This window comes from Flavobacterium frigidum (assembly GCF_048286795.2).
Genome location: NZ_JBLVPT020000001.1, coordinates 668,192 through 687,570, shown reverse-complemented (window position 1 = coordinate 687,570; position 19,379 = coordinate 668,192). Strand labels below are relative to the sequence as shown.

Genomic DNA, 19,379 nt, shown 5'->3' with positions numbered 1-19,379 from the left:
CTTTTAAACCATTAAGGGATTAAGAAAAGTTAAGGTTTAGCTTTGTGGTCGTATTAAGCTTTTCTTTTAAAAACTTATATGGCATACAAGTTAAAAAAATAATTGTTTCGGCTTTTAAACCATTAAGGAATTAAGAAAAGTTAAGCTTTAGCTTTGTGGTCGTATTATGCTTTTTCTTTTTAAAAACTTATGTGACTTATATATTAGAAAAATAATTGTTTCGGCTTTTAAACCAGTAAGGAATTAAGAAAAGTTAAGGTTTAGTTTTTTGGCCATATCAAGCTTTTTCTTTTAAAAACTTATGTGACTTATATGTTAGAAAAATAATTGTTTCGGCTTTTAAATCAGTAAGGAATTAAGAAAAGTTAAGCTTTAGCTTTGTGGTCGTATTAAGCTTTTTCTTTTTAAAAACTTATGTGACTTATATGTTAGAAAAATAATTGTTTCGGCTTTTAAACCATTAAGGAATTAAGAAAAGTTAAGGTTTAGCTTTACGCTTGTATTAGGCTTTTTCTTTTTAAAAACTTATGTGACTTATATGTTTCATAAAATAAAATATACTATATAACGCCTTGCATGCAAAAAATAAAAACGGCCTTGCTCTCTTACGGGATGTCTGGCAAAGTGTTTCACACGCCTTTTTTAAATTTTCACCCGGGTTTTGAACTGCTGGGTTCGTGGGAACGCAGTAAAAAGCTAATCCAAATTGATTTCCCGAAGATGAAAAGCTATGCTTCTATTGATGAATTATTAGCTGATGAAGTAGATTTAGTCATTGTAAATACACCAGTCGAGACGCATTACGAATACGCTAAAAAAGTTTTATTGTCTGGAAAACATGCCGTTGTAGAAAAGCATTTACGACAACGGTAGAACAAGCTCAGGAATTGGCAGCTATTGCCAAACAAAAAAATGTGAAACTGTCTGTTTTTCAAAACCGTCGTTGGGACAGTGATTTCAAAACCATACAAAAAATTATTTCAGAAGATGTTTTGGGCGATATTGTGGAAGCCGAATTCCATTTTGATCGCTACAATCCGCTTTTGAGTCCAAAGCAACATAAGGAAACGCGCAATTCAGGTGCCGGAATTCTAAAGGATTTAGGACCTCATTTAATCGATCAGGCCTTGTGTTTATTTGGGCTACCACAATCGGTTTTTGCTGATATCCGAATCACAAGAGCACAATCTTTAGTCGATGATTGTATTGATATTCTATTGTATTATGCAAGTTTTCGAGTGCGAATAAAAGCAGGTTTCTTTGTGCGCGAAGCCAATCCAGCCTATGTCATTCACGGAAAAAAAGGTTCGTTTTTAAAAGCTCGTGGCGATGTTCAGGAGGACGAATTAAAATTAGGAAAAAAACCAAATTTAGATACTTGGGGAACCGAATCCATTACCAAACAAGGACTGTTACACACAGAAATAAATGGTGAAATTGTAAAAAAACACATCCCAACTCTTCAAGGAAATTATTATGATTATTTCGATGGTGTTTTTAATTCGATTACAAATGACATTGAAGAGCCGGTTACGGCAATTGATGGTATACACGTTATGAAAATCATTGAAGCAGCTATAGAAAGTAATGCGCAACAAAAAGTAGTTTTGCTTTAAACATTCTTATTATTTTGTGTGGAGTTGATAAGAATTCATGTAAAATTATTTGACGATTAGGTGGTTTACAAAATAGTTTTGTTTCCATATACCTCCTTAAAAGGAAGCTATTTACTAGCATTACTTTTTTTAAATTTTAAGAAAAAGCGTGGTTGTTGAAATCTCATGTATTTTTCAAATATTTTATGGGTTAAGAATTTGTAATAAAATCGATTACATGAAAAAAAGTAGTCGAAAAATATTTTATATACTTATTTTTAATACATTTATTCTTATAATTCTTTCTAGTAAAATAATAATTAGACGCTAAAATAGAAATACCACATTTTTCAGCACGATTGTATTTAAGATTTATACCACTTTTCCAAAATTCATATTTAGTTATTTTTAAGTTGTTGTCCCAATTGGGAGGACTAGTTCTATGCTTTTTGTTCAACCTTTAAATTAATTTAAACGGTTGAATGACTGGCTAGAAATTCTAAAAATCAAATTGGTATTGCTTGTAATATTAGAGCAATCCCAGTATCATTATAATGTGAATCTATGAATAAATTATGGGTGGTTTTTTTCTTTTTAGTTCAAGTAGGTTCTGTTGTCGCGCAAAACAAGACCGGTTTTTTTGGTAAGGTTGTCGATTCTAAAACTCAAAATCCATTAAGTTTTGTGGTGGTTAGTGTCCAGAATTCGGCACTCATGCAACTTACAAACGAAGATGGTACTTTTAGTTTTGAAAACGTTCCAGCAGGAAATATTTTAATACTCATACATAGTCAAGGATTCCAAGACGGCTTGTATCCCGTAGCAATCACCGCTGGCAACATGCTGGATTTAGGCACGATAACGCTAGAGGAAGACCAATCTATAGAACAACAAAGTAGCATTATAACGCTCATAGAAAGCGATTTTAGTGATGAAAATAACAGTTCTGAAAACACTTCGGGATTGTTGCAATCTTCTCGTGATGCTTTTTTGCAAGCTGCAGCTTTCAATTGGGGACAGGCTCGTTTTAGAGTTCGGGGTTTAGATAGCGAGCATGCTACCATGATGATTAATGGAGTGGTGATGAACAAAATCTATGATGGGCGTCCGCAATGGGGCGAGTGGGGCGGATTGAATGATGCGCTGCGCAATCAGGAATTCACACTAGGAACTGCGCCTTCGGATTATAAATTTGGGGGTATTTTAGGAACACAAGAAATCAACACACGAGCTTCTATTTATAGACCAGGCACCCGAATTTCATTTTCAGGCACCAATACTAATTACAGTTGGCGTACTATGGCCACACATGCCTCTGGAATAAATAGTAGTGGCTTAGCTTATGTAGTTTCAGCAGGAAAACGCTGGGCACAAGAAGGCTATTTTGAAGGGACAAATTATGATGCTAATTCTTTTTTTATGAGCGTCGAAAAAAGATTAAGCGATCAGCATTCGTTAAATCTAACCGCTCTATATACCCCCAATTCTAGAGCTAAAAACTCTCCAAATACCGCAGAAGTAACGCAACTGACTAACGTGAGATACAACAGCTATTGGGGTTTTCAAGACGGTAAAAAGAGAAATTCCCGTGTAAAAACCATTGAAGAACCTACTATTATGCTCAATCATTATTTTAAAATAAATGATAAAGTCAATTTGAATTCAAGCGTAATGTATCAATTTGGTAAAGTTGCGAATAGCAATATTGATTATCAAAATGCAAATAGTCCAGATCCTACGTATTATCGAAAAATGCCTAGTTTTTACAGCTCACTTTATGCGCCAGACAATGGAGAATTTTCGGGAGCATTTACCCCAGATTTTGAAAATGCAGCCAAAAATAAAGCAGCCTTTTTAGCCAATCCTCAAATAGATTGGAGCGCGATTTATCAAGCCAATCAAAATCCAATTTTTGATTCGAATGGAACAATTACGGGCTATGAACCTGCAAGAAGTAAGTATGTGTTGTACGAAGACCAAGTTGAAGATCAAACAGCAGTTGCGACAACCAATTTGAATGCAGTACTCTCGGAGCATATTGTTCTCAATGCAGGAGCATCTTTTAAAAAGTTACAATCGCATAATTTTCAACAGCTTGTAGATTTACTTGGCGGTTCTTACTTTGATGATATTGATGCCTTTTATAGCGGAAATCAATCGCAGTCAGATTTGAATAATCCAGATCGGCAAGTAGTGGTGGGTGATACCTATGGATACAATTATAATTTGTTTGCCACTACTTTAGAGGCTTTCACGCAGTTCAAATTTACGTACAATAAAGTAGATTTTTACCTGGCTCAAAATTTCTCCAGCAGTATATATCAAAGAGAAGGTTTGTACAAAAACGGACTTTATCCTACCAACTCTTTTGGGAAAAGTGAGCAAGTAACCTTCGAAAACTTTGGCTTCAAAGCCGGATTGCAGTTAAAGATTTCGGGTAAACAGTTAGTGACTTTCAATGCGGCACATTTGACTAAAGCGCCATCCCTTCGGAACACTTTTGCTAATTCACGCTTAAACAATTCTATTGTCAACGACCTAGAAAGCGAAAGCCTCAGCAGTGTAGATGCCAGCTACATTTTTCGATCTCCAAAGCTGAAAGCCCGACTTACAGCCTATTATGCATTGCTAAAAAATGCTACTCAAATTTCTTTTTTTTATGCCGAAGGAATTTTTGATGATGGTGCAGGTTATTTAAGCACAGATGCTTTTGTGAGTCAAACGTTGACACAATTGAACAAAAAGAATATCGGAGGAGAATTGAGTTTAGAATATCAATTAAGTCAAACTTTTAAAACTACTTTTTCGGCGGCCTTTGGTGAATATACCTACGACAGTAATCCAAAAGTGACGTTAACTAATGATGCTCAGGCTTCAGTTAACAATACCAATCCGATTTTTGATTTTGGTAAAGCTTCACTCAAAAATTACAAGCAAGCAGGAATGCCACAACGCGCTTATTCACTAGGATTAGAGTATAGGGACCCCAAGTATTGGTGGATTAGTGCCAATGTGAATTACATTACCAATAGTTACCTAGATATTGCTCCAATTTCCAGAACTGAAATTTTTTATAAAAATCCAGCAAACGGTTTCAATTTTCCAGAAGCGACTGAAGAACGGGCTGCCGAATTGCTAAAACAAGAAAAATTTGATCCAATATCGCTAGTCAATCTCGTAGGCGGAAAATCATGGAAAATCTACGGGAAGAACGTTGGGATTTTTGCCAGTATCAACAATGTGCTGAACCGTACCTATAAAACGGGCGGATATGAACAAGCTCGAAATGCTAATTTTAGGCAAATTGACCAAGACGTTTCTAGTGGAACTCCCTCTTTTGGACCAAAATATTTTTACGGATATGGCCGAACGTATTTTGTGAATCTCAATATCAATCTTTAAAAATAAAATCTATGAAATCAGTTTTTCACAAAGCCATATCGTTTTTGGTACTTGTATTTTGTTTCGAAAGTTGCGTGACGGATGAGGTTGCTGCGCCAAAACTCATTTGTACGCAACCCGATTTAACACCAAATAAAAAGGTTAGCGATGTGTATGCAGTTACAAATGCCATAGTATCACAATATAAGTATGACGATGTCATTGAAGCGTATGTAGTTTCTAGCGATGAAGCTGGAAATTTTTTCAAATCGATTTCCTTTCAAACTTTGGCGACAGCCACAACACCCGCTACCGGATTTAGTGTTCCCATAGATGCTAGCAATCTTTACATCGAATTTAGAGTGGGCAATAAAGTCTATGTCAAATTGAAAGATTTGTATACAGATCTTTATTTTGGGGGTATGCGTATTGGCGGTTTATTTGTAACCGCAGGAAATCAAGGCGCGGTCGGCCGACTCTCGCAAAACGATTACAAAAAAATATTGAACGCCTCGTGTACCCAGGTAAAAGAAGAAGAGTTGATTCGGTCTTTGAAGCTATCAGAATTATTGAATGATTCGAATTTAAATACCTTGGTAGAATTATCAGAGGTGCAGTTTGTAGAAGAAGCAATAGGGCGCCATTATTTTGAGGAAGCCAATAATGTAGGCGGTGCTACAAACTGGAGTTTAGTAGATAAATCAGGAAATCAAGTCTACTTGAGAACCAGTAGTTTTGCAGATTTTGCCACAAAGATTGTTCCTAAGGGTAGCGGAAAAGTACGGGGTATTTTAACCAAATTTGGAACGGATTACCAACTCTTACCACGTTCAGAAAAAGATGTGATGCTTACTGGAGAAAGAGCTGTTCCTTTTTTCTCCCAAGATTTTAAAACTGTTGTAGACCGATCGAATGTAAGTTTGCCTGGTTGGGCAAATATCATTCAAAACGGTTCTATTGCATGGCGTGGCGGATTTTCGGCTGGGAATGGATATGCTGAATTTTATTTTTCGGGAACCCGAGTGCTTTCTAATGCGGCTTGGCTGATTTCTCCAAAAATTGATATGGATGTATACACCAAGGAAATGTTGACTTTTAGGACGGCGCAGCATCATTTAGATGTCGATTCGCCATTGAATGCCCTCGAGGTTTATGTTTCTACCAATTTTGATGGTGTCAATGTTACTGGGGCGACTTGGACGCGGTTGGATGTGAAATTACCCAATCAAGCGACACCATGGTATCAGTTTGTAGGCAGCGGTGCGGTTGATTTATCAGCCTATACTGGAAAAATTAATGTTGCTTTTAAATATGTTGGTTCAGGTCGAAACCTAGCTCTTGATGGATCATTTCTAGTGGATGATGTGCAAGTTTTTGGAGTCAAATAATTTTTATTATGGCAATAATCGAAATCACTATATTTGTCATTATTTTAAAATTGAAATCATGAAATACGCCTTACTTTCCATTGTTTTTACTCTTTTTATCTCTTGTTCAAAAGAGAAAGAAGTAGATTATGTTGCCCAAAATGAAGAAGAAATTGCTGCTTATGTAGCCAAAAATAAATTGAATGCTCAACGTAGTGATTCGGGTTTGTACTATGTCATCAATGAAGCGGGTACGGGAAAACAACCTACTGCAACTTCAAATGTAACTGTAGCGTACAAAGGATATTTCACAAACGGAAGCGTTTTTGATCAAAGCAATGCCGACGGAATTTCATTTGGTTTACAGCAAGTGATTCGCGGTTGGACCGAAGGAATTCCTTATTTTAAAGAAGGCGGAAGCGGTATTCTTTTAGTTCCTGCTCATTTGGGTTATGGCAATAGTGATTACAGTGGTATTCCTGGTGGTTCTGTACTTATTTTTGAAGTAAAATTGATCAAAGTAAATTAACTTCATTCTAAAGGCACTACTAAGTCTAAACGAAAATATATAAAGCAGGAGTTGTCAATCATAAAGACAACTCCTGTTTTTTTTAGTAGCCTATTTTGCTGCATTAAGGCATTGTTCGAAAGTTGCAGCGTATAATTTGAATTAAAAATTTAGTTTCGTACTTTGCCAATTCCAAATTCATACCAAACCCAAATGAAAACCTACCTTATTATTTTATTTATGTTAGCTTGTCCTTGTTTGATGCAGAGCCAATCTTCAGAAAACATCGTTAAGCTCATGCAAATTAATATTGTAAAGACTAATTTCCGCAATCTCAAAAGCGGAGAAATTGTTAACAAAACCATCTTCTTTAAGGATGGAAAACTACAATCCATTAAAACCTCAGACGTTATTCAGAGTTTTTTTTACAACACCAAAGAACTTTTAGACATGACCGTCAAAGAAAGAGTTGGGAGCAACTGGAAAGAAGTGATTAATTATGGGTACAATAAAGACGAACAATTGACCAAGTTGATCAAACAATACGAGGAGAATGGCGAGCAAGTGACAAAAACAGTCACGATTACGTATGAAGGACCTCGAGTAAAAGTGATTACCAAAAAAAGCAACAGTCCGCAATCTCAAATGGAAGATATTGAATATGTGATTGAAAATGGATTGATCAACAGACGTTTGACCCGAGATCGGAACCAGCAGATTGTGAATAAAATAGAATATGTGTATTTCAAAGAAAATATTGTCCGCCATAAAGGACTTATTGGAGACAGATCCACTAAGAATTATACGTTTGACGACAAAAATTCGGTCAATTTATTAATTGTACAAAATGTTTTTGGAGTCAATTATAAAGTGATTGTTCCCTTAGTTTCTTTTCATGAAGAAGAATTTGATTTAGGATCAATCGGCGTAAACAATGAACTGGTTTTCTCCTCGACTGCTATAAACGCTATTGGTAAAACTCGAAAATACAAGTACAATGCTGCAAACTATCCTGTTTCCTGCTCGCTTGTTGAAGAAAACGGAATCGTAAAAACAGAATTCAGTTATGTGTATGAATAAACGGAAGCACATTGTATTGCATAAAAAAAGGCTGTCTTGCAAGACAGCCTTTTTTTAGTTATTACTTTTTTATTTCAATTATACTGATGGCATAGCCGCCTCCAGCTGCCGAAAGTTGACTAATTTTCGATTTGTTAGTCACCGCTATTTTTCGAATTGAATAGGCTTGTGGTTTGGTTTTGTAATGCGCTTCTTTTGCATCAGCATAAATCGTTGCCATGTATTTTTTTCCTTTGTCTAAGAAATCAAATGAGATGGTAGCGTTACGTGGGGTTTCACCATTCACGTTACCAATAGACCAGTTGTTCGTTCCTTTTGCTTTTCTAGCCACCGTAATATAATCTCCGGGTTCTGCTTCTAGATATTTACTATCAGACCAATCTACGGCTACGTCTTTTATGAATTGAAAAGCATCTGGAAATTGATTGTAATGCTCGATTAAATCGGCTGCCATTTGCAACGGAGAATACATGGTTACGTATAGCGCCAATTGATTTGCCAAGGTGCTGTTGACATGAGAGCTATTGTTAGGGCTGAATTTTTTGATATCCATTTCAAAAATTCCTGGAGTGTAATCCATAGGTCCGCCAATCAATCGCGTAAATGGTAAAAGAGTAACGTGGTTTGGTTTTGAACCACCAAAAGCTTGAAATTCAGTCCCTCTTGCAGATTCGTTGCCAATCATATTTGGGTACGTTCTACAAATTCCAGTAGGACGAACCGCTTCATGCGCATTAATCATAATTTTATAATCGGCTGCTTTTTCGACAACATATTGGTAATGATTGATGATCGATTGGCTGTAATGGTGTTCGCCAATAGGTAAAATGGGTCCAACATAACCACTTTTTACCGCTTCATAACCATTGTCGTTCATGAATTGAAATGCTTTGTCTAAGTGACGTTCGTAGTTTCTAGTTGAACCTGATGTTTCATGGTGCATGATCATTTTTACACCTTTAGATTTGGCATAATCGTGAATTCCTTTCACATCAAAATCAGGATAAGGTGTTACAAAATCAAAAACATAATCTTTGGCATGACCAAACCAATCTTCCCAACCTTGATTCCAGCCTTCTACTAATACACCGTCGAAGCCATGTTTTGCTGCAAAATCGATATATTCTTTTACGTGAGCGGTATTGGCAGCATGTGTGCCGTTTGGTTTTGCTTTAGAATAATCAGTAATTCCAAGTTGTACTGCTGGAAAATCGTTGGTATAAGACCAAGAGCTTTTTCCTGTGATCATTTCCCACCAAACACCAACGTATTTTACGGGTTTTATCCAAGAGGTATCTTCAATTTTACACGGCTCGTTGAGGTTTAAAGTCATTTTAGAACTTAAAATTTCTCTAGCATCATCACTCACAATAATGGTTCTCCATGGCGATTGAGAAGGCGTTTGCATGTAGCCTTTATCGCCTACTGCATCTGGAGTTAAATGCGATTCGAAAATCATGTTTTTATCATCTAAATCCAAGTTCATAAGCGAATAGTTGATTAAAGCCGCTTCATGTAGGTTGATGTAGATGCCATCATCCGATTTCATCATCAAAGAAGTTTGTACGCCAGTATCTGAAAACCAAGTTTGCGACGCATTTTCGGTTCTAGCTTTAGAAGATAAACCTCTAATTTCAGATAATTTAGATGTGGTATAATCGTATTCTTGTGTGTCATAATCTCCCGAAATCCAATATGCTTTGTGATCGCCCGTCATCGCAAACTGAGTTTTTTCTTCTTTAATGATAAAATATACTAGGTTTTTTTGCGAAGGAAACTCATAACGGAAACCCAATCCATCGTCAAATAATCGAAACCGAATCACTAGTTGTCTATCGGTTCCTTTTTGATTTAAAGTCACTGCAAGTTCGTTATAATGGTTGCGAATCGAAGCTACTTCTCCCCAAACAGGTGTCCAGTTTTGATCAAAAGTTGTTGTTTTTGTATCTAAAACAGTAAAATCATTTAGCAGTGATTTTTTGTCATTTTTCAACTCTAGACCTAATTTACTGGGTTTTACCACTGCTTTACTTTTATAATTCAAGCTGTACGTGGGCGTGCCATCATTTTGTAATGCAAATTCCATTACAAAATTTCCGTTTGGTGATTGTAACCGTTGAGCGTTGGTGGAGTTAAAAATCGTAAGCCACACGAGCGCAGCGAAAAGAAATTGCTTCATTTTTTTTAGGTATAAATTAATAATTAGTCTGATAGTGGTTTAATGGTATTGTAATAAAAATGGTTTTTACGAAATCGATTTATTTAAAAACTCAAAAGTATTCCAGATTTTCGATAAAGTAAAAGTAAACGCTTTATGCGTTACCTATTATTATCATTTTAAAAAAGTAGATTGTTTTTCGATTTAGGTTATGCAATATATTGAATAATAGCACATTATGTATATTTATCGTTCAAAAAAAGTGGTAGACATATAATAAAAAAGAGTGCTTGTAAGGTGTTTTAACCATCAAGTGCTCGTTGTACAACAGGTTTTTTCTATTTTAAATGGGTTCCAATAAGCATTACTGAAGCTTCAAAATCTTCTCGTGGACCCGCAGCTTTATTCTTGAGTTGCGAACGGTAATTGTAAATTGTAGATACCGAATACCGCAGAAAAGTCGAAATTTTTGCGCTGTCTTTTATGCCCAAACGAATTAGTGCAAAAATTCGTAGTTCGGTATTAAGCAGTTCTCCTTCCTTCAATTGTATGGCATCGTCATCAATTAATAACGCGCTGAACTCTGGTATGAAAGTAGGAAAGAGTTGCAGGAAGGTCTTGTCGAAATTTGTGAGAAATGCTGAGAGTTCATTTTCGACAAATTGTTTTGATTTTACAGCAGCAATCAGGTCATTCATTTTTCCTGTTGTTGCCATGACATTCAATTTTCGGCGGTATTCGTCTAACTTGCCAATATAATCGGAACATTGATCCATGTAGCGACCAATGTATATTTCTTTTAAAAGATTAGCTTCTGTTAGTGTATAATTGGTTTCATTCAATTTTTCATTGAAAGTATTTAAATCGGTATTTAACTCCGAAAGCTTGCTATTGGCCAAACTTAAATCCTGCTTTGCTTTAGATACTTTTTTCATTTGCTTAAAAAGTAAAAAAAGTACCGCCAACAGGAACACAGATAATATACTGGCACTTATTAAAAACAGAACCAACTGAAATCGATTGGTTTCATTTTGTTTTTGATACGCCTCGTTAATAATAGGCAACATCTTCGATATTTCGTAGGTTCGTAAGCGCGCATTACAAAAAAGGGCGTCTTCAAGCGAGCGTTTTATGTATTTGTAAGCGCGGTCAATATCTCCGTTTTCATACATTAGAAAAGCCAAAGAACGCAACGAAATATATTCCTTTTTGGCCAATTGTAAATCGGAAATAGCCGAAATAATCAGCCATTTCTTCTCCTGCTCAGCCTCTTTTTTTTGGCGAAAGCCCTGCGAAATCATGTAGGCAATAACCGCTCGGTCCTCACTGTTATGTGCAATAGTCGGGAAATAGTTGAGTAATAAAGCTACTGTTTCATTGTATTTTCCTGCTTGTAGAAGGGTACTGGACTTTGCCATAATGTACGCACTTGATTGTGGTTTGTAATACCTTAAGGACGAATCTCGGTACTTCTGAGTCAGGACAACATACTTCTTTTTTTCTTGAGGCGAAGCTGCATAATCAGACATGTAGCCATAAACGTAGCTTTCTACCGTAAAATAATAGCCTATCAATTCTGGTGAAGACGCGATGTTGATTTTGTTAAGAATATCAGTCGCTTCCTTGTACATTCCTAATGTTCCCATGATCGAAGCCAAATTTAATCGGGAGTGATTGATCTTATGAATATCATTAAGTTTTTCAGCAATTTGAAAACTCTTTCGAGCGTAAACCATCGCTGAATCGGACTGGTAGGATCTATACTCCGCATACAATTTTTCGTAAATATCATAGCGTTGCGAAGCAGAAGAAGAGTAGGAGAGCAGTTTTTTGAGTTGGTTGATTTCACCCTCTTTTGTATCGGAATAAATAGCATAATTAGCCACCGATTGATCTAATTCTTCCAGCAATTCCTCAAAATCATTTTGTGCAAAAAGAACAACAGGAAACAAGAATGCAATAAGTAGTATCAAAAAGCGATTCATTCAAAATGGGATTAAGTAGGTGTAAAAATAATTAAAAATCTAGAAGAACCTTAAAAGTATGCGTTGCCATTGCAAGAGTTTTTAAAACAAGCATTTATTTGCTAATTCCTTTCGAGGCTTTTTTGGTCGAATATTTTGTCTGAACAGAATACTATCATTATTCACGTCTTCTTATTTTTTTATAAACGTACAATTAGATAAGTATCTGACAAATCATTAAATTTGTAGCTTATTCAAAGACATGTTAGAAAAACAAGTATTAAATTTCGAAAAAACAGCTATTGTAGGTATCGTAACCCAAAATCAAAGCGAACAAAAACTAAACGAATATCTTGATGAATTAGAGTTTTTGACTTTTACCGCAGGTGGCCAAGTGGTGAAACGTTTTTCGCAAAAAATGGAACGACCTAATCCTAAAACTTTTGTAGGAACTGGAAAAATTGAAGAGATTCACCTTTTTGTCAAAGAAAACGAAATATCAACCTTGGTATTTGATGATGAATTGTCGCCATCCCAGCAAAAAAATATATCTAAAATCATAACCGAATGTAAAATTCTGGACCGGACGCACTTGATCCTTGATATTTTTGCGCAACGTGCCGAAACTTCCTATGCGAGAACGCAGGTCGAATTGGCGCAATGCATTTATATGTTGCCTCGATTGTCTGGCTTGTGGACGCACTTAGAACGTCAAAAAGGAGGAATCGGGATGCGTGGACCAGGGGAAACCGAGATCGAAACAGACCGACGTATTGTACGTGACCGAATCGCTTTATTGAAAGATAAAATCAAAGCAATCGACAAGCAAATGGGAACGCAGCGCGGAAATCGTGGCGCAATGGTTCGTGTGGCTCTGGTAGGATATACTAATGTGGGGAAATCGACTTTGATGAATGCTGTGGGTAAAAGTGATGTTTTTGTAGAGAACAAACTTTTTGCAACGCTAGACACAACAGTTCGAAAAGTAGTCATCAAAAACTTGCCCTTCTTGCTTTCGGATACCGTAGGATTTATCAGGAAACTGCCAACGCAACTGGTTGATTCCTTCAAAAGTACGCTCGATGAGGTTCGCGAAGCCGATTTGCTTTTGCACGTGGTAGATATTTCGCACCCAGAATTTGAAGATCATATCGCCTCGGTAAACCAAACCTTATTAGACATTAAGGCCAATGACAAACCGGTAATCATGGTGTTTAATAAAATCGATGCGTACCAGCATTTGACGATTGATGAAGACGATTTAATGACCGAAAAAACGCCAAGACATTACACGCTAGAAGAGTGGAAAGCGACTTGGATGAGCCGAGTGGGCGAAGAAAATGCATTGTTTATTTCGGCTACGCACAAAGAAAATTTCGAAGAGTTTAGAGAACGCGTGTACGAATCCGTAAGGCAAATTCACATCACCCGTTTCCCCTACAACAAATTCTTGTATCCGGATTACAAAGACGCGGTAGAGAAAGAAGAAAAAGACGAAGAAGAAAACGAATAATTCTCTTTACAACATAAATAAATTAATCCCTTTTGAAATTTTCAAGAGGGATTTTTTTTGGGCATGTCCCAGCTTTCACTAGCGTTGCAGCTGCGTCAGGCTGTTTGCTATATCTTTTAATACATTTTAGGCTACTAGCTTTTAAGAGGCTAGTAGCCTAAAATGTATTAAAAGGATGCCGCTTCCATCCTTCATGCGGGGCTTGACGGTAATTAGTGACGTTTAGGATTTTTAGACTATTTGTAATACAATTATTCTTATATTTGATAATCAATACAATGTGACTGTCATTAAACGTACCAAGCCAAAATGGGATGGATTTGAAGTTATTTTGTAGTATATTAGATAAATAATAGGGTGAAAAAACTGTAAAACACAGAAAACTAAATTAATGGAAAATAGCTCGAAAAATATTGTATTTAGCGGAACTTTCCTGTCAGTAAATGACAATGCGATAAACATTGATGACTTTAAAAAACAAATTCCTGAAGACACATATACCATCACCGAAAATAAACGGGTACACATTTATAAATACATTTATACTGAAAATCATCTTAAAATAACTTTTGGCGACGGTTCTGCTATGCCTAGAAATCCGAATGTATTTGACGTTGAAACAAAGACAACCTTACCAAATCCAAGACAACCAAACCAAGCTGAACCAAAAGAAACATTTGGTTTAATTGACTTTAAGACAGGGTTTCTTTGGCTTAGTAATTCAAGAAAAAGAAATTCTTTAATAGATTTTTTTAGAATCAGATTTGATAATAAAACAAAACTTGTTTCTAAAGATATTTATGACCAAGAAAAATTTATAAAAACCCTAAAAAAATTAGATGACATAAGGCTTTCTGCTGTCCCTAATCTTTTGAGTCAATCAAATATTTTGACCGAAAAACTTGCCGAAGAAATTAATGGCTTTGAAGCAGTTTCTGCTCAGTTACACTTTCATTATCAAGACAAACTTATTGGCAACAGTTTATTAGAGAAAATAAAGAGTATTTTTGAAAATAGAGTTAACTTTAATGGTGTTGTAATTTCGGGCCGTGATGAAAATAATTTAGGAATGCTTTTTAATGCGGATGGTTTTTCTCGAAAAATTGAATTTAAAACGATGGTTGATGAAAATGAAATGTTTTTACCGGATGAAGTGTTTTCCAAATTAATATCTAAAATAAAAAATGAAGATTTTTAAAACCATATCATTTCTAGGATTTACGTTATCGGTTCTTTTTCTGTTTTCAACAGTTTGGAATTTTGATAATGAAGTAGCATTTGACACTATTTCAACTTTTTTGTCAATAACTGTAGGTTTTACGATTACAGCGCTTTCTATCATAGGTACAAGTTCTTTTTCTAAAGAACTTTACAAAATAGAGGATAGTACAAACAATTCTAAGACACTGCTTCATGTCTTAATTGACCAATTCCAAGTTTCGACACTTATTTTTATTTTAACATTAGGATTAATTTTAATTTATAAATTTGGTGTAATATCAACAGAAACATTATTTACTCTTAAAAGATATCCACTTACTTTCACAGTATTTCTAAAATCCAGTATTTGGTATTTAACTATAATTTCATTCATTACTTTTATTAGATTATTTAAAACTTTTTCAAAATTTATTGTAAAAAGTGCAACTAAATAGTTTACTCAATCACCTGTTTTTCCCAACCCTTGAGCACATTACTTAAGATAAAAACACAACAAAAAAAAGTAGATATAAAGCAAAATGAATTTTTTTGTAGTTCATATCTTCTATATTTGTGTACTCAATAATAGATGTTAAACCAACTAACATAAAACAAAATTTAAAAATTGCAATATGAAACAAAATTTACTTTTGACTTTGTTATTTATCTTATCAATGAAATCTTTTTCGCAGGATTCAAAACTTAGTCTTGAAATGCATTATCCACTAACGATGGGTCAAAATTTTATTAGTAAAAACTACAGTGGAATTATTGATGTAGGAGGAAAATTTAGATTTTCGGAATTAAAAAATATAAATATTGGTGCATCTTTAAACGGCGGAATTTTATCAAATAATACTAATGATAATATCGGAGATCAGGATTTTAGAGTTAAATCATATCTTATTCAACCAAGAATTTTTAGTGAATTGAAGATAGAATCAGTACCTAAAATACGCCTATTTGTTGGTATTGGTTATACTTTTATGGTTTTTAAAGCAACTGGAACTAATAATGGATTTGATGTTTCAGCTTCAAATAGCACAGAAAGTGGTATTAATGCAAATTTTGGAGTTGCTTATGACATTACAAGTAAAATATTTTTAGACCTTCAGTTTGATTATGTAAAATTAAATGTCGGCAATGAAGTTCCTAAAACGGCATTCAATACAAATGTAAATCTATTAAAAGTTGGTCTAGGTTTAAGATTGTAAAGGAGCTATTAAACTAGAAGTCGTTACAAGTTTTTCAAAATTATTAATTCAAAATAATTTATAATCAATATCCCTAACTTAACAACCCGTACCAATATGAAAAACGTACTAAAAATTGTCATTGCATTACTATTGACCGTTAATGTAAATTGTTTTGCTCAAAAAGTATATTACGTAGTAAATGGAGAAGATATGATGAGCGACATCAACTACAAAGTTTACAAAGACAATAAGGCGAAAAACGGAAAACTTGAAGAAGTGAATTTAAAGACTATTGAAAAAAAGGATTCTATTGTAAACTACATAAGACTTACTAATTTGGAGGTTACGCCTGACGGCTTTGATCCTTGGGGAGATACAAAAAAGTTTATTGGAACAAAATTTCAAATTGAGCAATATGCTGACAATGACCAAAAAAATTTCAAGAAAGATTATCTAGAAGGAAAACCAACTTACATTAATTTTTGGTTCACTAGATGCCCTCCTTGCATTGAAGAACTTCCGCTATTAAATCAATTAAAAGAAAACTTCAAAGATAAGGTCAACTTTATCAACATTACCTTTGATGACTTGGCAGCGGTTGAGGTATTTTTAAAAAAGCACAAGTTTGATTATAAACATATTACTAATTCAGGTAAACAGATAGAAAAACTTAAAATTGATGCATATCCAACAAGCTTAATTTTGGATAAAAATGGAGTTATTAAAATTGTAACCGCCGAAATAATACCAGTACATATGAAAGACATACAAACTACTCTTACGACCTTGTTATAAATTCAAAATTATTGAACATAAAAAAACCACTTAATCTTTTTAGCATTAAGTGGTTTTGTTTTTTTACAGTTTATTGAACGGCTTTTAAAGCATCAATGTTTCCGTGACCAAAATCAGGATTTTTAGTTGGGTAATATCTTGAGGATTGTTTCATTTTTGTGAGTACTTGATCTCTTGTCCAAGTTGGATTTTTGGCCCAAACTAATGCTGCAATTCCTGCAGTAGTGGCAGTAGCTACTGATGAACCACCCACATAATCAGATTGATTGTCGTAGTAACTTGTAACAGGAACTGTGTTTCCTCCTGTGGCTCTTTGCATGGCAATGGTGAAATCAATTTTATCTCCAGTGTGGCAAACATCACATTTTTGATAAGTAGTACCTTCTTTAACTCCAGTTACAGCCACTGCTTCGGGCATCCAAGCAGGGAAAATAACTCCAACAAAAGTGGTGAATGTTGTAGAAGTTCCTCCGGCGCAAAATATCAATTTGCCTCGGCTGTGAGCGTATTTTACAGCATCAGAAATTTTCCCTACCGAAAATATGTATCCCATAGACATAGAAATAATTTTTACATTTGGATTGTTTCCTAAACCAGTAAAGGCATCTTTAACACCATTTTGTTCGTGGTAGCCTTCTAGTAATACGTTTTCTGCCGCTCTATAGGTTACTAAGTTAGCATTATAAGCAACCCCAACAGGTAATCCTTTGTCATTTCTTGGCGCAGTAGCTACTGATGACATGCTGGTTCCGTGCCCACATAAATCACTAGAACCATCTGTTGCTGTGCTCCATGGCCAAATAGAATCTACAAATGTTCCAAATTTTTGAATAGTACGACCAGTTGATAAACCGTTGTTAAAACTAGAGCCTAGTAAAGTTTGGTTTGGTGAAGTACCAGTATCTATAACGCCTATTGTAATTCCTCTTCCGGTGCTGACATTCCAAGCCGATGGAATATTATGTTGGTAAAATGCCCAAGGCACTCTTGCATTAGGAGTGACAGTAGTAAAATCGGTGGTGTTTAAAGTAGAAGCTTCAAACCCGCAACCGGAGCTTGTGCTGGAGCTTGATTTCTCGTTTTGATTTTTTGGAGTTTCACCTAGAAAGCGGTAATCAGCAGGCTCAACGTATCTAACAAATTTAGTTTGTCTTAAGGCAAGAACGGTTTCTTGTTTGGTGATCACAACATCCATCAGATTTAAAAATGCATCCGAAGAAACTAAAATGTCCTTAATTTCTTTACCTTCATATTTAGAAATAAGTTGCAGTAAATCGTCTTGCATTTTTTGATTGTTAGATGATTTACTTCTATCGTAATCAGTTTCAGAATTTCCAAAACCAACTGTGATTAAGTTTTGTCCTTGTAAAGCGGCACTCCAAATCATTTGACTAGACATTTCACTCCAATGAAACTGTTTGTTTGAAGACAAAACTTGATTAATTGTGGCGTTAATTTGTGTTGGGGTCAACGGTTCTTTTTGCAAAGCATTTACCTTTACGGTTTGATTTTCATTTTCATCTCTGCTACACGAGGTGAATACAATAGCGGTTACGAGTACGAATCTAAAAAGTTTAAATGTCATATTGGTTTATTTTTGGTTAATAACTTGTGAATATAGCATTATTTTGTTATTAATTCTCAATACTGTTCTAAATAAAATTAAGACATATAAAATTCGACCATTTATTGAGTTTATACATTGAAATGGCAATTTTTTAAAATAGAACCTATTGCATGTTTTCTGGAGGAGGTTATATGTGTTCTTCAAATGGTTTATCTAACCATTTTTGCAAGGCAATTTTAACGAAAAGATTCAATCATATAAAAGAGACTAAATTGGACAAATACCAATCAAATTTTGATTGTGCTTTTAATGTTTTTAGAATGAGAATGGTAATTAAAGCCATCCAAACTTGAATCATAACTGCATTTTCGGATGTTCCTATAAATGATTTTGATATGATTGTAATAGACAAAAAAGCCGAATTTGTTTTTGAAAGAGTAAAAGTACTTATTAAAATAACAGTAATCTACGTCACACAACAGCTAGAGATTTGTTACTTACGCAGCACGAACAATGAAACACCAGTTGAACAGCCTGTCCCGTTTTTATGGCAGAACTGGTCACTGGCAGGAACTACGCATTTATTGTAAAGTTTTGAGAGAGAATCACAAGAGTGCTTTCAGTCTTGAGCGTTTTTAAAGCAAAATCGAGCTTAGAGAGATTAACATACGCAACAAAGGCATCTTAAATCGTACCTGGTTATCCGGACTGATAGTATCTTCTAAACAGGAAAAACGCACTTGTTTACGAGAAATACTTGTGATGTGCTGTATCCTTAAAAATACGAAAAATCTTCTTTTAATATAAGTTTTTTGTTATATTTGAGCATAGTAAAACGGAAGTTTTTTCACAGACTGACGTTATAGTGTATAGCTCCTTGGACGTGACTCAGCAGATTTTAATCGGGCGTATTAGCACAAAAAAGGATTTAATGAAGTAGAAATATAGCTGACAGAAATTTGAACCGAAAACTCGAATTTTAAGCGATGTGGAAATACAAATATTGACCGCGTTATGGAAGACCGAAGGCGGAATTTTTTCGTCGTTTTTTTGAG

General features: G+C 35.0%; 15 protein-coding genes. 12 read left to right on the top strand and 3 right to left on the bottom strand.

The annotated features are described in order from the left end of the window. Positions 1–576 precede the first annotated feature (576 nt). The 6 genes from ACNQGB_RS03155 (at position 577) to ACNQGB_RS03130 (ending at position 7,931) form a co-directional block, all read left to right on the top strand. On the top strand, positions 577–873 hold the full coding sequence (locus ACNQGB_RS03155; RefSeq protein ID WP_417945619.1) for a Gfo/Idh/MocA family protein: 297 nt from the start codon (positions 577–579) through the stop codon (positions 871–873). A gap of 14 nt (positions 874–887) precedes the next feature. Then, positions 888–1,616 carry a Gfo/Idh/MocA family oxidoreductase gene (locus ACNQGB_RS03150; RefSeq protein ID WP_472777063.1) on the top strand — a complete coding sequence of 243 codons (729 nt, stop codon included), beginning with the start codon at positions 888–890 and terminating at the stop codon, positions 1,614–1,616. 543 nt (positions 1,617–2,159) lie between these two features. Next, the gene (locus ACNQGB_RS03145) at positions 2,160–4,997 is read left to right on the top strand and encodes a carboxypeptidase-like regulatory domain-containing protein (RefSeq protein ID WP_417945622.1); all 2,838 of its coding nucleotides are present in this window, start codon (positions 2,160–2,162) and stop codon (positions 4,995–4,997) included. Between the two features lie 11 nt (positions 4,998–5,008). Further along, positions 5,009–6,364 (top strand): DUF5689 domain-containing protein, encoded by a 1,356-nt coding sequence (locus ACNQGB_RS03140; protein WP_472777062.1) that lies wholly within the window; start codon positions 5,009–5,011, stop codon positions 6,362–6,364. Positions 6,365–6,422: 58 nt separating this feature from the next. Continuing rightward, entirely contained in the window at positions 6,423–6,872 is a 450-nt protein-coding gene (locus tag ACNQGB_RS03135; protein WP_417947145.1) for an FKBP-type peptidyl-prolyl cis-trans isomerase, read from the top strand. Positions 6,873–7,064: 192 nt separating this feature from the next. After that, a complete protein-coding gene (locus ACNQGB_RS03130) occupies positions 7,065–7,931 on the top strand; it encodes a hypothetical protein (RefSeq protein ID WP_417947147.1) in 867 nt (288 codons plus the stop codon). 61 nt (positions 7,932–7,992) lie between these two features. Here the strand turns inward: ACNQGB_RS03130 and ACNQGB_RS03125 are convergent, their stop codons facing one another. Continuing rightward, the gene (locus tag ACNQGB_RS03125; RefSeq protein WP_417947148.1) at positions 7,993–10,110 is read right to left on the bottom strand and encodes a glycoside hydrolase family 97 protein; all 2,118 of its coding nucleotides are present in this window, start codon (positions 10,108–10,110) and stop codon (positions 7,993–7,995) included. A gap of 317 nt (positions 10,111–10,427) precedes the next feature. Further along, positions 10,428–12,062, bottom strand: a complete 1,635-nt coding sequence (locus ACNQGB_RS03120; RefSeq protein WP_417947150.1) for a DUF6377 domain-containing protein — start codon at positions 12,060–12,062, stop codon at positions 10,428–10,430. Between the two features lie 253 nt (positions 12,063–12,315). On the opposite strand from ACNQGB_RS03120, the gene hflX reads away from it, so the two are divergent. From hflX to ACNQGB_RS03095, 5 genes are all read left to right on the top strand, one after another. Continuing rightward, positions 12,316–13,566, top strand: coding sequence for a GTPase HflX (gene hflX / locus ACNQGB_RS03115; RefSeq protein ID WP_309755287.1), 1,251 nt, complete (start codon positions 12,316–12,318; stop codon positions 13,564–13,566). Between the two features lie 391 nt (positions 13,567–13,957). Continuing rightward, positions 13,958–14,764 carry a hypothetical protein gene (locus ACNQGB_RS03110; protein WP_417947560.1) on the top strand — a complete coding sequence of 269 codons (807 nt, stop codon included), beginning with the start codon at positions 13,958–13,960 and terminating at the stop codon, positions 14,762–14,764. Further along, positions 14,751–15,221, top strand: coding sequence for a hypothetical protein (locus ACNQGB_RS03105; RefSeq protein ID WP_417947561.1), 471 nt, complete (start codon positions 14,751–14,753; stop codon positions 15,219–15,221). The genes ACNQGB_RS03110 and ACNQGB_RS03105 overlap by 14 nt, the downstream gene beginning before the upstream one ends. A gap of 177 nt (positions 15,222–15,398) precedes the next feature. Continuing rightward, positions 15,399–15,980: an outer membrane beta-barrel protein gene (locus tag ACNQGB_RS03100; protein ID WP_417947562.1), complete on the top strand. Its 582-nt coding sequence runs from the start codon at positions 15,399–15,401 to the stop codon at positions 15,978–15,980. Positions 15,981–16,076: 96 nt separating this feature from the next. Further along, entirely contained in the window at positions 16,077–16,757 is a 681-nt protein-coding gene (locus ACNQGB_RS03095; protein WP_472777061.1) for a TlpA family protein disulfide reductase, read from the top strand. Between the two features lie 70 nt (positions 16,758–16,827). Here ACNQGB_RS03095 and ACNQGB_RS03090 read toward each other — a convergent pair whose 3' ends face one another. Beyond that, on the bottom strand, positions 16,828–18,342 hold the full coding sequence (locus tag ACNQGB_RS03090; RefSeq protein WP_417946954.1) for a S8 family peptidase: 1,515 nt from the start codon (positions 18,340–18,342) through the stop codon (positions 16,828–16,830). A 377-nt stretch (positions 18,343–18,719) separates the two neighbouring features. Here ACNQGB_RS03090 and ACNQGB_RS03085 point away from each other — a divergent pair, with 377 nt between their 5' ends. After that, a complete protein-coding gene (locus ACNQGB_RS03085) occupies positions 18,720–18,914 on the top strand; it encodes a hypothetical protein (protein ID WP_417946955.1) in 195 nt (64 codons plus the stop codon). The last annotated feature ends 465 nt before the right edge of the window (positions 18,915–19,379 follow it).

What these genes read in the sequence shown, in the direction of transcription:
- ACNQGB_RS03155 (WP_417945619.1), top strand. Translation starts at nt 577, where the DNA reads ATGCAAAAAATAAAAACGGCCTTGCTCTCTTACGGGATGTCTGGCAAA.
- ACNQGB_RS03145 (WP_417945622.1), top strand. Translation starts at nt 2,160, where the DNA reads ATGAATAAATTATGGGTGGTTTTTTTCTTTTTAGTTCAAGTAGGTTCT.
- ACNQGB_RS03140 (WP_472777062.1), top strand. Translation starts at nt 5,009, where the DNA reads ATGAAATCAGTTTTTCACAAAGCCATATCGTTTTTGGTACTTGTATTT.
- ACNQGB_RS03135 (WP_417947145.1), top strand. Translation starts at nt 6,423, where the DNA reads ATGAAATACGCCTTACTTTCCATTGTTTTTACTCTTTTTATCTCTTGT.
- ACNQGB_RS03130 (WP_417947147.1), top strand. Translation starts at nt 7,065, where the DNA reads ATGAAAACCTACCTTATTATTTTATTTATGTTAGCTTGTCCTTGTTTG.
- ACNQGB_RS03125 (WP_417947148.1), bottom strand. Translation starts at nt 10,110, where the DNA reads ATGAAGCAATTTCTTTTCGCTGCGCTCGTGTGGCTTACGATTTTTAAC.
- hflX (WP_309755287.1), top strand. Translation starts at nt 12,316, where the DNA reads ATGTTAGAAAAACAAGTATTAAATTTCGAAAAAACAGCTATTGTAGGT.
- ACNQGB_RS03110 (WP_417947560.1), top strand. Translation starts at nt 13,958, where the DNA reads ATGGAAAATAGCTCGAAAAATATTGTATTTAGCGGAACTTTCCTGTCA.
- ACNQGB_RS03105 (WP_417947561.1), top strand. Translation starts at nt 14,751, where the DNA reads ATGAAGATTTTTAAAACCATATCATTTCTAGGATTTACGTTATCGGTT.
- ACNQGB_RS03100 (WP_417947562.1), top strand. Translation starts at nt 15,399, where the DNA reads ATGAAACAAAATTTACTTTTGACTTTGTTATTTATCTTATCAATGAAA.
- ACNQGB_RS03095 (WP_472777061.1), top strand. Translation starts at nt 16,077, where the DNA reads ATGAAAAACGTACTAAAAATTGTCATTGCATTACTATTGACCGTTAAT.
- ACNQGB_RS03090 (WP_417946954.1), bottom strand. Translation starts at nt 18,342, where the DNA reads ATGACATTTAAACTTTTTAGATTCGTACTCGTAACCGCTATTGTATTC.
- ACNQGB_RS03085 (WP_417946955.1), top strand. Translation starts at nt 18,720, where the DNA reads ATGATTGTAATAGACAAAAAAGCCGAATTTGTTTTTGAAAGAGTAAAA.